The sequence below is a fragment of the Methylobacterium sp. HJ2 genome (genome assembly GCF_056431005.1).
The window spans coordinates 1-13,912 of the sequence record NZ_JBWJYM010000002.1; the positions used below are offsets into that span (position 1 = coordinate 1).

11 protein-coding genes are annotated in these 13,912 nt (G+C 71.0%); 5 read left to right on the forward strand and 6 right to left on the reverse strand.

The genetic code is table 11. The annotated features are described in order from the left end of the window. Positions 1-795: 795 nt before the first annotated feature. Entirely contained in the window at positions 796-2,079 is a 1,284-nt protein-coding gene (rlmN, locus tag ACS5RC_RS04655) for a dual-specificity RNA methyltransferase RlmN (RefSeq protein WP_478342672.1), read from the forward strand. Positions 2,080-2,089: 10 nt separating this feature from the next. On the opposite strand, the gene ACS5RC_RS04660 is transcribed toward rlmN, so the two are convergent. The 6 genes from ACS5RC_RS04660 to ACS5RC_RS04685 form a co-directional block, all read right to left on the reverse strand. After that, positions 2,090-2,446 (reverse strand): VanZ family protein, encoded by a 357-nt coding sequence (locus tag ACS5RC_RS04660; RefSeq protein WP_478342673.1) that lies wholly within the window; start codon positions 2,444-2,446, stop codon positions 2,090-2,092. Between the two features lie 231 nt (positions 2,447-2,677). Continuing rightward, entirely contained in the window at positions 2,678-3,964 is a 1,287-nt protein-coding gene (locus ACS5RC_RS04665) for a TRAP transporter large permease (protein ID WP_478342674.1), read from the reverse strand. Then, entirely contained in the window at positions 3,961-4,590 is a 630-nt protein-coding gene (locus tag ACS5RC_RS04670; RefSeq protein WP_478342675.1) for a TRAP transporter small permease, read from the reverse strand. The genes ACS5RC_RS04665 and ACS5RC_RS04670 overlap by 4 nt, the downstream gene beginning before the upstream one ends. 295 nt (positions 4,591-4,885) lie before the next feature. Then, a complete protein-coding gene (locus ACS5RC_RS04675) occupies positions 4,886-5,914 on the reverse strand; it encodes a TRAP transporter substrate-binding protein (protein WP_478342676.1) in 1,029 nt (342 codons plus the stop codon). A gap of 87 nt (positions 5,915-6,001) precedes the next feature. Then, on the reverse strand, positions 6,002-7,183 hold the full coding sequence (locus ACS5RC_RS04680; protein WP_478342677.1) for a CaiB/BaiF CoA transferase family protein: 1,182 nt from the start codon (positions 7,181-7,183) through the stop codon (positions 6,002-6,004). Continuing rightward, positions 7,180-8,034 (reverse strand): HTD2 family dehydratase, encoded by an 855-nt coding sequence (locus ACS5RC_RS04685; protein ID WP_478342678.1) that lies wholly within the window; start codon positions 8,032-8,034, stop codon positions 7,180-7,182. The genes ACS5RC_RS04680 and ACS5RC_RS04685 overlap by 4 nt, the downstream gene beginning before the upstream one ends. A 144-nt stretch (positions 8,035-8,178) precedes the next feature. Between ACS5RC_RS04685 and ACS5RC_RS04690 the strand changes: the two genes are divergently transcribed. The 4 genes from ACS5RC_RS04690 to rsgA all read left to right on the forward strand — a co-directional run bounded on the left by ACS5RC_RS04690 (position 8,179) and on the right by rsgA (position 13,181). Further along, positions 8,179-9,117, forward strand: a complete 939-nt coding sequence (locus tag ACS5RC_RS04690) for a LysR family transcriptional regulator (RefSeq protein WP_478342679.1) — start codon at positions 8,179-8,181, stop codon at positions 9,115-9,117. A 237-nt stretch (positions 9,118-9,354) separates the two neighbouring features. Next, a complete protein-coding gene (locus ACS5RC_RS04695) occupies positions 9,355-11,148 on the forward strand; it encodes a metallophosphoesterase (protein ID WP_478342680.1) in 1,794 nt (597 codons plus the stop codon). Between the two features lie 194 nt (positions 11,149-11,342). Beyond that, entirely contained in the window at positions 11,343-12,131 is a 789-nt protein-coding gene (locus tag ACS5RC_RS04700; RefSeq protein WP_478342681.1) for a spermidine synthase, read from the forward strand. Between the two features lie 45 nt (positions 12,132-12,176). Continuing rightward, positions 12,177-13,181, forward strand: coding sequence for a ribosome small subunit-dependent GTPase A (gene rsgA, locus ACS5RC_RS04705; protein ID WP_478343407.1), 1,005 nt, complete (start codon positions 12,177-12,179; stop codon positions 13,179-13,181). Positions 13,182-13,912: the final 731 nt, after the last annotated feature.

The following is a 13,912-nucleotide window of genomic DNA, read 5'->3' on the forward strand; positions in this document are numbered from 1 at the left end:
AAGTTGAAGAGCTCGATCTTGGCCGATCACAAATCTCGACGGAAGCACATCGAGCAGCCGTTTCCAGATGCTCGGAGCTTCCAAAGAAGATCGTGTCGGCCTCGTCTCTTGATGCTCCGACCCCGGACCGAAGTCCGAAACCCGGAGCCGCAAGGACAACAACGCCGTCCACGCTTCTCTTTCTCAGATCAACTTGTCAAAGAGCGCCGGGTCACCCCCACGAGGGAGTAAAGTCCCGGATGGAGCCGAAGCCCCGAAACCTATCTCGACGAACATCGATACCGGCTCGAGAGCCTGCACCCGCTTGTCCGTCTGGAGGAACCGTGCTACCGACCGCCCCGAGGGCTGGTCCGTCGCTGCGGTGGTGGGCCGTCTAGAGCCCGCCGCCCTCCGTGTCAACCCGGGGTCCGAACCGCCGAGGCGGGGAAGATCCGGGGTTCACACCCTTCTGGAGACAACAACAGAGGACCGCCCGGCTCTCACCGGAGCATCCCGTCCGTCGTTGTCAGAAGAAGCGTCGGCGCCCGGTCCACTCTCGCGGCCGGCGCCGATGACCAGGGGTATACGGATCCCCACGCCGCCCGTCAACACCCAAAACGACAGCGGGACGAAAAACACGCGACAGGACCGTGACGGGCGCCGGCGCGCAGCCTCGGGCCAAGCACGGCCTTTCCGCGGCGGGAGTATAGCTACGCGCGCGCTGCCGAGCTGCCGGCCGGGTGCCGCATTCGCGTTCCGGGGCCGGATGGACTATATCGGGGCCCACAATCCTCATTCCGGAAGACCACGAGAGCCATGGCGACGGCGTTCGACACCGCCCGGCGCGCGGACAGCGCCGTTCCTGCGATCGAGAAGCTGCCGGAGTTCCGGCCCGAGCCGCTTCCGGGCCAGCGCGTCTCCCTCGTCGGGCTCACCCGCGCCGAACTGAAGGAGCGGCTCCTCGCCATCGGCGTGCCCGAGCGCGAGAGCCGGATGCGGGCGGGCCAGCTCTGGCACTGGGTGAACTTCCGCGGCGCCACCGATTTCTCGGCCATGACCAACGTGGGCAAGGGCCTCAAGGCGCAGCTCGCCGAGGCCTACACCCTCGACCGGCCGGAGGTGGTGAGCCAGCAGGTCTCGCGCGACGGCACCCGCAAGTGGCTGCTGCGCATGGCGCCGACCGGCCGGCACGACCACAATCGCGGGGCCGAGATCGAGTGCGTCTACATCCCGGGCCCGGACCGGGGCACGCTCTGCGTCTCCTCGCAGGTCGGCTGCACCCTGACCTGCTCGTTCTGCCACACCGGCACGCAGCGCCTCGTGCGCAACCTCTCCACGGCCGAGATCGTGGCGCAGCTCGTCACAGCCCGCGACGAGCTCGGCGACTGGCCGGGCCTGATCCCGTCGCGCGACGAATCCGGCGGCGAGGCCGGCCGGCTCGTCACCAACATCGTGTTCATGGGCATGGGCGAGCCCCTCTACAACACCGATGCGGTGATCGACGCCCTCGGGGTGCTATCGGACCCCGAGGGGCTCGGCCTCTCGCGCCGGCGCATCACCGTCTCGACCTCGGGGGTGGTGCCGCAGATCCCGCGGCTCGGCTCCGAGGGCAACGCCATGCTGGCGATCTCGCTGCACGCCGTGCGCGACGAACTCCGCGACGAGCTGGTGCCGCTCAACCGCAAGTACCCGATCGCCGAGTTGCTCCGGGCCTGCCGCGACTATCCGGGCCTCAGCAACGCCCGGCGCATCACCTTCGAGTACGTGATGCTCAAGGGCGTCAACGACACGGATGCGGATGCGCGCGAGCTGGTGCGGCTGCTGAAGGGCATCCCCGCCAAGATCAACCTGATCCCGTTCAACCCCTGGCCGGGCAGCCGCTACGAATGCTCCGATTGGGGTCGGATCGAGCAGTTCTCCGAGATCGTGTTCAACGCCGGCTACGCCTCGCCGGTGCGCACCCCGCGGGGGCGGGACATCCTGGCGGCCTGCGGCCAGCTCAAGAGCGAGACCGAGAAGCTGCGCGCCCGCGCCCGGATGCTGATGGAGGACGGGATGGGCGCCGAGGGCTTCTACGCCGCCCCCGAGGCGAACGACTGAGCCGGCCCGGTCAGGCGGAATCCGGGACGCGGGCCGGACGCCGGCCGATCCGGCCGAGGGCGAAGGCGAGGCAGGCCCCCGCGCAGGCGGCGGCCGACTTCACCAGGAAATCCGGCACGCGCCCGTGCCGCGTCGGCGACAGCACCTGCCCGATCTCGAGCGCGCCCGCGAGAGCCACCACGCCGACGAAGACCAGCAGGCGGTGGCGCGGATAGGCGAGCGCCGCCACGAGACCGAACAGCGCGTAGGCGAGCGAACGATCGAGGCTCGGCGGTCCGAAGGTCGGCCGCAACGCGAGCGGCGACAGGGTGACGACGACCAGCCCGCCGGCCAGGGCCCAGACCGCGAGGCGGAGAACGATGCGCATCGCTCCTGTCTCCACCGCGCCCGGCGCCGGGTCAACGGGCAGCCGGCCCGGTTGCGCGGGAGAATGCGGAGGATGGGGCGGCCCGACGCCCCAGGGTGCCCGACGTGCCGGCGCGCGAGCGCCCGCCATCGCGCGACAGGCCGGGCGCAGCCCTCGGGGCCGAGGGTGCTCGTGGCGCCTCGCCGGGCGTCACCGGATCGGCCCGTTCGCCGAGGGCGTCCGACCTCCTCCCTACGGCATCAATCCGAGATAGCGCGGCAGGAACAGCGACAGGCCGGGCCAGTAGGTCACGAGCAGGAGAAAGCCCAGCATGGTCAGCAGCCAGGGCCAGACCGCGACGGTGAGTTCGGTGATGCCCATCCGGGCGATGCCGCTCGCCACGTAGAGGTTGAGGCCCACCGGCGGGTGGCAGAGGCCGACCTCCATGTTGACCACGATCAGGATGCCGAAATGGATCGGGTTGATCCCGAGCTTCATCGCGATCGGGAACAGGATCGGCGCCATGATCAGCACGATCGAGGACGGCTCCATCACGTTGCCGGCGAGCAGCAGGAGCACGTTGACGGCGAGCAGGAAGGCGATCGGGCCCATGCCGGTGCCGAGCATCCAGTCGGCCATGGTCTGGGGAATCTGCTCCGAGGTCATCAGGAACGAGAACAGGGCCGCGTTGGTGATGATGTAGAGCAGCATCGCCGACATGTTGGCCGAGTCGAGCAGCACCTTGGGCACGCGCGAGAGCGGCATGTCGCGGTAGACGAAGACCGCCACCACGAAGGCGTAGACGGCCGCCACCGCGGCGGATTCTGTCGGCGTGAACAGGCCCGAATAGATCCCGCCGATCACCACCAGGATCAGGAACAGGCCCCAGAAGCTCTTGCGGAAGGTGACGAGGCGCTCGCCCCAGCTCGCCTTCGGCAGGCGCGGGTAATCGAACTTGCGGGCCCGGTACCAGGTCGTCATCCCGAGCAGGAAGGCGAGCAACAGGCCCGGCACCACGCCGGCCATGAACAGGGCGCCGACCGAGGAATTGGTCGAGACCGCGTAGAGCACCATCACGATCGAGGGCGGGATCAGGATGCCGAGCGCGCCGGAGGTGGTGATGACGCCCGCGCCGAAGCGCTTGGGAAAGCCCTGCGCCACCATCGCGGGCATCAGGATCGAGCCGATCGCCACCACGGTGGCGGGCGAGGAGCCCGAGACGGCGGCGAACAGCGCGCAGGCGAACACCGCCGCGAGGCCCAGCCCGCCGTAGTAATGCCCGACCATCGCGGTGGCGAAGTTGATCATCCGCCGCGCCACGCCGCCATGCGTCAGGAAATTCCCGGCCAAGATGAAGAACGGGATCGCCATGATCTCGAACTTCTCGATGCCGGTGAACAGCTTCAGCGCCACCGCCTCGATCGGCACGGTGGTAAGCGTGAACAGGAAGGTCAGCACGGTCAGGCCGAGGGAGATCGAGATCGGCATGCCGGTGAGCATGAGGCCGAAGAGCAGCCCGAAGATGATCGCCGCGTTCATGCCCGGCCTCCCGTGCGGCTGGTGGGCGTCACCGCCCGGGGATGGAGATCGTCCTCCGCGACGTAGTGGGTGATGTCCGAGGGCGTCTCGATGCCCTCGACCGCGCCGTGGTCGTGGCGGGGCAAGGCGCCGGTGCGCCAGAACGCGACGGCGACCTGGAGGAAGCGGAAGCACATCAGGTAGGAGCCGAGCGGCACCGCGAGGTATACCAGCCACATCGGCACCTCGAGATCGGGCGAGGTCTGGTCCGTGTGGGCGATCTTCCAGACGAAGATCGCCCCGAGCGTGCCGACGATGGCGGTGAACAGCGCCCCCGCGAGCAGGCCGAATTCGACGAAGAGCTTGCGGCGCGGCCCGTCGAAGCGGTTGATCAGCACGTCGACGCCGACATGGATGCCGGTGCGCACGCCGTAGGCCGCGCCGAACTTCGCCATCCAGACGAACATGTAGATGCAGAGTTCCTGCGCCCAGGCGAGGTCGAGGGATAGCAGGAAATCCTGCAGTCCCGGGATCGCGAAGCCCGCGAGGTAGCGGTGCAGGACGGCCACGAAGATCAGGAGCGTCGCGCCCCCCATCAGGCTCGCGATCAGCACCTCCTCGAGCCGGTCGAGGATCTTGGACAGCATGGGCGGGACGCTCCGGGGCGAGATCGGTGAGTGGGCGGGAAGGCGGTGCCGGCACGGTCACAGGGCGTGCCGGCATCCCGCACGTCCCCTCCCCCGCGGGGGCGGGAGCGCAGTCCGACGACGGGGGTGCCGGCTCGCCTGAGGACCGCGCGTCACGACAAGGACTTGGGGACGCCGGCCCGATGCGTTCGGGCGCATCCGTCCAGGCAGGTCCGGCCGGGGGGCCGGATCCCCCCTCCCCTCCTGCGGGGGGCGGGCCAGGCCCGGGTCCGGACCGTCCCGGGCCCGCGCGGCCTCAGGACTTGTTCGGGTCGAAGCCGGTGGCTTGGTAGAAGGACTGGATCACGTCCTTGCCGATGCGCGAGGCCATGTCGCGGTGGACGCCCACCAGCGCCTTCTTCCAGGCCGCGACCTGCTCGGGCGTCGGCGTCTGAATCTCGGTCCTGCCGGTCTTGCGGATCGCCTCCAGGGCCTCGGCGTTCTCGGTCGCCGCGATGGTGTTGGCGTAGGCGCTGGCCTCGGTCATCGCCGCCTCGAGCTGGCCGCGGATGTCGGCCGGCAGGCCGTCCCAGAAGCTCTTGTTCACGATCACCGCGTAGCCGATGTAGCCGTGGTTCGACACGGTGAGGTACTTCTGCACCTCGTGCATTTTCTGCGTGTAGATGTTCGAGCTGGTGTTCTCGGTGCCGTCGACGACGCCGGTCTGCAGCGCCTGGTAAACCTCCGAGAAGGCCATCACCTGCGGGATGGCGCCCAGCGCGCGGAACTGCGCGTCGAGCACCTTCGAGGACTGGATCCGCATCTTCTGGCCGCGGAAATCGGCCACGTTCAGCAGCGGCCGGTTGGCCGTCATCTGCTTGAAGCCGTTATCCCAGTAGCCGAGCCCGATGAAGCCCTTGGGCTCGAGCTTCTTCAGCAGGCTGGCGCCGAGCGGGCCGTCGACGACCTTCCGCAGGGCCTCGCGGTCGGGAAGGATGAAGGGCAGGTCGAAGACCTCGAACTCCTTGACGCCGAGGGGCCCGAACTTGGCGAGCGAGGGCGCGAGCATCTGGACCGAGCCGAGCTGGAGCGCCTCGAGCTCCTCCTTGTCCTTGTAGAGCGTCGAGTTCGGGTAGACCTCGATCCGGACCTTGCCGCCGGTCTTCTGCTCGGCAAGCTCCTTGAACTTGTCGGCGGCGCGACCCTTCGGGGTGTCGCTCGCGGTGACGTGGCTGAACTTGATCACGATCGGGCTCTGCGCCTGCGCCGGCGCGAGGCCGAGCGCTGTGCCCAGTGCCAGGGTGAGGCCGAGCACGAGGTGTCCGACAGGGGCCCCGAAGCGCATGACGTTGTCTCCCGATATCTTGATTTGACGTCGCAGTGTTCTGCGTTGTCCGAGGCTTAGGCGGCCGTGGCGTCGGCCGCAACAGGGTCAGACCACCTTGTTCGCCCGAAGATCCGCAATATCGCCCGCGCCGAAGCCCAGCTCGGCCAGGATCGCGTCGGTGTGCTGCCCGAGCCCCGGCACGGGGTCGTGGCGCGGCGGGTAGGATTCGGTCCGGCCCGGCGGCAGCAGGCTTGGCAGCGGGCCCACGGGCGAGCCCATCTCGGCAAACCGCCCGCGAGCGCGGAGCTGCGGGTGCGCCCAGATGTCGGCCATCGCGTTCATGCCCGCATTGGCGATGCCGGCGGCGTCGAGGCGCGCCATCGCCTGCTCGCGCGTCAGGCCCGAGAAGGCCTGGGCGATCAGCGCGGCGAGTTCGGCCCGGGCGGCGCTGCGCCGGGCGTTCGTGGAGAAGCGCGGATCCGCGGCGAGATCGGGCGCCTCGAGCACCCGCTCGCAGAACACCGCCCATTCGCGCTCGTTCTGGAGGCCCAGCAGCACGCTGCGCCCGTCGCCGGTGGGAAACGGGCCGTAGGGGTAGATCGTGGCGTGCGCCGCGCCCGCCCGCGGCGGCGGCTCGGCGCCCTCGAAGGCGTAGTAGAGCGGGTAGCCCATCCACTCGACCATGCATTCGAGCATGGAGACGTCGTAATGCGCGCCCGTACCGGTGCGGCCGCGCTGGATCAGCCCCGCCATGATGCTGTGGAGCGCGTACATGCCGGCGGCGATGTCGGCGATGGAGCAGCCGGCCTTGGCCGGCGCCTCTCCGTCGCCCGTGACCGAGAGGAAGCCGCCCTCGGCCTGGATCAGCAGATCGTAGGCCTTCTTGTCGCGATAGGGCCCGTCCGCGCCGTAGCCCGAGATGTCGCAGGCGACGAGGCGCGGGTTCTTCGCCGAAACCTCGGCGTAGGAGAGTCCGAGGCGGGCGGCGGCGCCGGGGGCGAGATTCTGCACCAGCACGTCGGCCTTCGCCACCAGCCGGTCGAGGATGGCGCGGGCCTGGGGCGCCTTCAGGTCGAGGGTGAGGCTCTCCTTCGAGCGGTTGGTCCAGACGAAGTGCGAGGCGAGGCCCCGCACGCGCTCGTCGTAGGCGCGGGCGAAATCCCCGACGCCCGGGCGCTCGATCTTGATCACGCGCGCGCCGAGGTCGGCGAGGTGGCGGGTGCAATAGGGGGCGGCGATGGCGTGCTCCAGGGAGAGCACGGTGATGCCGTCGAGGGGGCGCATCATGAGAAGCTCGCCTGCATGCCGACGCGCCCGTCCGCCGTCAGGGTCCAGCCCTCGCCGCCCGCCTCGGTCAGGCGGCCCGCGATCGTCAGCGGCGCCCCGTCGAAGACGGGCCCGAGGCCGCGGAAGCGGAAGCGCTCGGGCGCCCGCCCGTCCCGGAGCCGCGCCGCGAGATGGAGGAGCCAGGTCGCCTGGAGGGGTCCGTGCACCACGAGGCCCGGATAGCCCTCGGTGCCGGTGGCGTAGGAGCGGTCGTAGTGGATGCGGTGGCCGTTGAAGGTCAGCGCCGAGTAGCGGAACAGCAGCGTCGGGGTCGGGTCGACGCTGTGGGCGAGCGCGGCCTCGGGCAGCCCGCCCGCGGCCTCCGGCGGCGGACCGCTGCGGCCCGGCGTCATCGCGCGGTAGACGATGTCGTGGCGCTCCGAGAGCGCGAGGCCGCGCTCGGTCTCGAAATCGTGGTGGACGGCCACGAAGCAGAGCGGCCCAGTGCTGCCGTGCTTCAGGCTGACGTCGCCGATGCGCGAGCGCCGGATCACCCGGTCGCCGACGCGGAGCGGATCGTGGTGGCGGATCTCGCCGCCCGCCCACATCCGCCGCGGCAGGGGCACGGGCGGCAGGAAACCGCCGCGGGCGGGGTGGCCGTCGGGCCCGAGCGCGCGCATCGGCGCGATCGCGGGCGACAGGCACCAGTGGATCGCGAGCGGCGCCGCCTCCCCGGGCTCGGGCTCGCCCGGATCGAGGTCGAGCGTCGCCCGGAAGGCCTGGACCATCCGGGCCGAGACGACGTCCTCGGCGCTCTCGGCGCGGCCGATCCAGCCGCGCAGGTGGTCGAGGTCGAGGGGCGTGTCGGGCATCGGGTCGGCGCTCTCCGGCCGCCGAACTATGTCAGCGGTTCGGGCGCCCGCCCAAGACAGCTTTCTTCTCGCCCCCATAAGCGGATGCTATGCGGGGGCCCCTCCCCTGCCGGCGCCGGCATCGCCCGCGAACGAGCCCGCCCCTTGGACCTTCGCCAGCTTCGCTACTTCGTCGCCATCGTCGAGCACGGCTCGTTCTCCCGCGCCGCCGAGGCGCTGCGCGTGGCCCAGCCGGCGCTGAGCCAGCACATGCGGCACATGGAGGGCGAGCTCGGCCTCGCCCTGCTCCATCGCGGCCCGCGCGGCGCCGTGCCGACGGAGGCGGGCGAGCGCCTGCTCGGGCATGCCCGCGCCATCCTGGAGCGCTTCGCCGAGATCCCCGACAGCGTGCGCGGCGCCGACCGGCCGATGGTCGGGGACGTGCGCATCGGCCTGCCCGGCACGGTGAGCGAGATCCTGAGCGTGCCGCTGATCGAGCGGGCGCGGGCCGAGCATCCGGGCATCCGCCTGCGCATCGCCGAGGCGATGAGCGGCTTCATCCTCGACTGGCTGCACCGCGACGCCATCGACCTCGCGGTGCTCTACAACCCGGCCTCGCCCAAGGGCCTCGTCCTGCGCCACGCGCTCACCGAGGACCTCTGCCTGTTCGCCACGCCCGCGCTCGCCGGGCCCCGCGCCGAGGGCCCGGTGCCGCTCGGCGAGGCCGCCGGGCTCGACCTGATCCTGCCCGGCCTCTCGCACGGGCTGCGCGATCTGATCGAGGAGGCCGCGCTCGCCGAGGGCGTCGCGGTCGGCCCCGGCATCGAGATCGACAGCTACGCCCGCATCAAGGAACTCGCCGCGCGCGGGCACGGCTTCGGCATCCTGCCCCGCGTCGCGGTGGCGGCCGAGATCGCGGCGGGCCGCTTCCGCGCCTGGCCGATCGCCGACCCGCCGCTCCGGCGCCGGATCTACCTCGCCCACGCGGCCGAGCGCCCGCTCTCGGCGGCCGCCGAGGCGGTTTCGCGCCTCGCCTGGGACCTGCTCGGCGAGCTGGTCCGGTCCGGGCGCTGGCCGGCGGAGCTCGCCGAGGGCGGGGCCTGACCCGAAGCCGGGCTTTCCGCGGGCCTCGTGCTCGGCGCCGTCGCCGAGCTGTCGCGCCGATCCGACCCCCTGCGGGCCGCGGTGCAGGCTTTCCTCGCGCGCGTCCGCGCCGCCTGATCCGGCCCCCGGCCGCTCCGGGCGGAGGCAGCCGGGCCGGGCCTCCCGCCCGACCGTGAATTGACACCCGAAAGTCGATTTCCGATACTGTCTACCCGAACGCCTGTTGGGTCTTCGCGCATGGGTGAGCTTCCGGATCTCGGCGCGTTCCCATCGATGACGCGGTGGTTCAACCCAATTCTGCTGTGCAAGCTGCTGCTGCGCGTCGTCGTCAGCGGCCTGTTCGGGCAATATGCCGACCGCCGCCTGATCATCGCCGCCCTCGACACGGTCCCGCCGGAGGAACACCTCCGCCGGGCCGACCTGCGGCCGGTCCTCCGGCCCGACCCGGACGGCGCCATCTGGATCGATTACGTCTCCGATCTCGGCGACGGCTTCGACGCCACCTACGCCATCGCGTATTTCCTGGCCCAGCCCGCTCTGGAGGCGGAGGGCGTCCCGCTGCCGCGGGGCCAGATGCTGATCATGGGCGGCGACCAGGTCTACCCGACCTCGAGCCTGAAGGATTACAAGACGCGCCTGCGCGAGCCCTACGGCCTCGCCTTCCCGTCCCACGCGGAGAAGCCGCGACCGCCGGTCTACATGGTGCCCGGCAACCACGACTGGTACGACGGGCTGACCGCGTTCCTCGCCCTGTTCTGCCGCGAGAAGCCGTCGAAGCTCGGCCATTGGCGGACGCGGCAGCGGCGCAGCTACTTCGCCCTCGCGCTGACCGAGGATTGGTGGGTCTGGGCGATCGACATCGCGCTCACGGAGGACATGGACCAGCCGCAGGCCGAGTATTTCGTCGCGATGGCCCGGCAGATGCCGGACAACGCCAAGGTCATCCTCTGCACCGCCGAGCCGGGCTGGTACGAGGGCGACCGCAAGGCGGCCTCGTTCAAGTGCCTCGACTACGCCGCCTGGCTCGCCCACAACGCCAAGAGCGCCCAGGATCCGGAGCGCTCGAAGAACCTCAGGATCGTCGCCTGCCTGTCCGGCGACACGCACCATTACGCCCGCTACACCAGCAGCTTCGCGACCCAGTTCGTGACGTCGGGCGGCGGCGGCGCCTTCCTGCACGGCACCCAGAGCCTCAAACCCACGATCAGCCTCGACTGGCTGCAGGACAAGCACGCGACCCTCGAACTCGCGGCCTGCTACCCCTCGGTCGACCAGAGCCGCGCGCTGCTGGCGGGCAACGCGCGCTTCGCCCTGACGAACGCCGATTTCTCGATCGTGCTCGGAGTCGTCTACTGGGTGCTCGGCTATTGCCTGGCGATCCGGCTCCGGCCGGACAGCGTCGTGATCAGCTTCGCCATCCTGGCGGCCGGGTTCTGCGCCTACGCCGCGCATCAGGCGAAGGCCCGGCGCGGCCGGGCGATCGGCTTCGCGCTGCTGCACGCGGCCTGCCACTGGCTCGCCATCCTGCTCACCAGCGTCGTGGCGCTGCGCCTCGCCGGCCTCGGGCCCGGTGCGGCGGATTACGGCTGGCGCACGCTCTTCGGCATGATGATCCCCGGCCTCGCCACCGGCTGGCTCGTCGGCGGCACCCTGTTCGGCCTGAACCTGTGGCTCACGGCCCGGTACGCCGACATGAACCACAACGACGCCTTCAGCGCGATGCGCCTCGACGGCTACCGGCATTTCCTGCGCATCCGGATCAAGGGCGACGCCTTGACGATCTACCCGCTCGGGATCGACCGGGTGCCGAGCCGGGCCGAGCTGAGGCCGAACCCGGCCGCCGCCGCGACGCCCGGCGCCGCGCTCTTCACCCCGCCGCCCGGCACCCGGATGAGGCTGATCGAGCCCCCGATCGTGATCCGGGCCGCGGAGGTCCCGGCCGTCGCCGGTGTGGTCGATCCGCGGGAATTGGGCACCGCGACCCCCGGGGAGACGCCCTCGGGTCCGCACGCGACCCCTGCGAGCCCGTGAAGGTCTGCGCGGGGCGGCTTCCGGCCCGTCCGGGTTCGGCTGGCCCAACCGGACAGCCGACGCTCCCCCCGGGGAAAGCGGCCGGACGCTTTGCGCCGAGGGCCGACCTCGGGCATCGCGGGCCGGGCATCCGCCCCTCGTCCGGCGGCGGGGTGCTATAAGACCGTCCCCTCGGTCCCATCCTCAGGAAGTCCATGGCACCCTCTTGGGTCGAAATCGATTCCGGTTCTGTCCCGGGAGAAAGCGTCACCCTCCGCCTGATGCGGCGCGGCGAGGCGTTCGCCATTCTGGTCGGGACCGCCGAGCTGATGCACAATCACGAGCGGGAATCGGAACGGGCTCTCGCAAGCCTCGCTTGCGCGCGGCTCCAGGCTCGCCCGCAGGCCACGATTCTCATCGGGGGGCTCGGGATGGGCTTCACCTTGCGGGCGGCCCTGGACGCGCTCGGCCCCGATGCGCAGGTCGTGGTCGCGGAGCTGGTGCCGGCCGTGACGGCCTGGGCGCGCGGCCCTCTGGCCCATCTGTTCGCAGGAAGCCTCGACGATCCGCGGGTCCGATTGGTCGAGACCGACGTGAACCGCCTCATTCAGTCGGGTCCAGCCCGGTACGACGCCATCCTGCTCGATGTCGACAATGGCCCCGAAGGCATGATGCGGCGCGCCAACGACCGCCTTTACGACGTGTGGGGTCTGAAGCGGGCGCATTATGCCCTTCGCCCGGGCGGCATCCTCGGGGTCTGGTCGGGCCGACCCGATCGCAAGTTCAAGGCGCGCCTGAGACGGGTAGGCTTTGCCGTCGATGAGGTGCGTGTCCGGGCCGGCGGAGGCACGACGGGCCCCCGCCACGTGGTCTGGATCGCGACCCGCTCGAACGCGGATGCGCGGCCGCATGACCGGCAGGCCATCGCAGCGACGCCGGGCTCGACGAGGCCGCCGGGACCGGTCCCGGGCGAGGCCAACGAGGCAGCGCCGTCTTTCGCGTGAACCGGCGCGCTGGCCATGCAAGCGGCGGCGTGTCAAGCCGCAGGGATGATCGCCGCATCGCTCCCGCCTGCGCCGCCCGCGAGTTTCGGGTGGTCCGATTTCTTCGAGGCCCAGCGCGAGCCCGGCGACGCCGGTCGGGTTCCCATGCGGGTCGCCCGGGTTCACCGGTCCCGCCTGACGGCCCTGTCCCTGGACGGGTCCGTCGACCTGTCGCTCCCGCCCCATAGCGGCACCGGCGACTATGCCGTCGGCGATTGGGTGCTGGTCGATCCGCACACGCGGACGCTGCAGCGCCGCCTGGCCCGCAGGACCGTGCTGGAGCGGCGGACCGAAGGCAGTCAGACCCCGCAACCCGCGGCAGCCAATATCGATACGCTCTTCATCGTCACGTCCTGCAATGCGGAGTTCAACCTGGCACGGCTGGAGCGGTATCTGGCTCTGGCCAATCAGGGCGGCACGCGACCCGTCATCCTGCTGACCAAGGCCGACGAAGCGGCCGATCTCGACGCCTACCGGCGCGGAGCGGCCGGATTGCAGCGCGGGCTCGACGTCGTGCCCGTCAATCCGCGTCTGCCGGAGGCGGTGATCGCCTTAGGCCCCTGGTGCGGCACGGGACAGACCGTGGCACTGGTCGGCTCCTCGGGCGTCGGCAAATCGACCCTGGTCAACACCCTGGTCGGCCCGGGCGCGGACCTCGCTCAGGCGACCGGCGGAATCCGCCAGCACGATGCCAAGGGCCGTCACACCACGACGTCGCGCTCGATGCACGCCATCGCGGGCGGCGGCTGGGTGATCGACACGCCCGGGATGCGAACGTTGCAGGTCAGCGACGCCACGGACGGGATCGCGACCCTGTTCGCCGAGATCACCGAGCGCGCCCCCGCCTGCCGGTTCCGGGACTGCACGCACGCCCATGAACCCGGCTGCGCGGTGCAGGCCGCCGTCGCCAGCGGGGCGCTGGACCCCGAGCGCCTGCTCCGCTGGCGCAAGCTCGTCAGCGAGAACCGGGACCACGCCGGCCCTGGATCGCGCATGCGGCGAAAACACTAGCCTGCGCGACGGGCGGTCGGTGCCGCTTCACACCGTCCACGAAGAGGCGATCGGCCGGGTCCGCACCGACGAGTCCGGGGCCTCCCCTCCCCGCACCGCAGGCGACCGGAGCCGGGGATCGTCATGAGCGACCGTGCCACTCTCCGCCCCCTCGCATTCATCCCGCGCGGAGGGGGACCGCCCGTCCCCTCCCCTGCGGAGCGGCTGGAAAGATCCTGCGCCTCGACAGGACAGGCCCGCGTGCCCCTGAACGATAACCCGGCCCCGTCGGCCCTTCGACGCGAGAGGACGGCCCTCCCGGAGGTCCGGGAGACCGGCCATCCTAAGACATTATTCTTGACATAGGGGAACAAAGGGGGTACAGGTTTCTCCGCGCGCTGTCCCGTCGGCGCGGCGGGTCTCCCATCCGCCGCGCCGGCGCGCCGGGAGCCTGGACCGGATGACCGCCGGGGCGGGTGCGAGGACAGCGCGGCGGTTCCCGCGTCGCCGGCCGGTCAGCCGGCGCCCCGGGCGCCTCTGCGCGACGCCGAGCCGCGCTCGGCCTGGAAGCCCCGGATCAACACGGGCGCGGGGCCGATAGTGCGGAGCCCAGGTCGTAGGAACCGATGCCGGGTCCAATACGGGGCCCGGTGCACGACGCGTCAAGTCTGCCGAGGATGAGGCTACGATCGCCGGACAACGGCGATACCAGGCCGTCCGAGATCGGGGTCGATGCAGGCGGGTAGAGTAAG

Coding starts and splice junctions, on each gene's coding strand:
- ACS5RC_RS04660 (WP_478342673.1), bottom strand. CDS start 2,446: ATGCGCATCGTTCTCCGCCTCGCGGTCTGGGCCCTGGCCGGCGGGCTG.
- ACS5RC_RS04685 (WP_478342678.1), bottom strand. CDS start 8,034: ATGCCCGACACGCCCCTCGACCTCGACCACCTGCGCGGCTGGATCGGC.
- ACS5RC_RS04675 (WP_478342676.1), bottom strand. CDS start 5,914: ATGCGCTTCGGGGCCCCTGTCGGACACCTCGTGCTCGGCCTCACCCTG.
- rsgA (WP_478343407.1), top strand. CDS start 12,177: ATGATCGCCGCATCGCTCCCGCCTGCGCCGCCCGCGAGTTTCGGGTGG.
- ACS5RC_RS04695 (WP_478342680.1), top strand. CDS start 9,355: ATGGGTGAGCTTCCGGATCTCGGCGCGTTCCCATCGATGACGCGGTGG.
- ACS5RC_RS04680 (WP_478342677.1), bottom strand. CDS start 7,183: ATGATGCGCCCCCTCGACGGCATCACCGTGCTCTCCCTGGAGCACGCC.
- ACS5RC_RS04665 (WP_478342674.1), bottom strand. CDS start 3,964: ATGAACGCGGCGATCATCTTCGGGCTGCTCTTCGGCCTCATGCTCACC.
- ACS5RC_RS04700 (WP_478342681.1), top strand. CDS start 11,343: ATGGCACCCTCTTGGGTCGAAATCGATTCCGGTTCTGTCCCGGGAGAA.
- rlmN (WP_478342672.1), top strand. CDS start 796: ATGGCGACGGCGTTCGACACCGCCCGGCGCGCGGACAGCGCCGTTCCT.
- ACS5RC_RS04670 (WP_478342675.1), bottom strand. CDS start 4,590: ATGCTGTCCAAGATCCTCGACCGGCTCGAGGAGGTGCTGATCGCGAGC.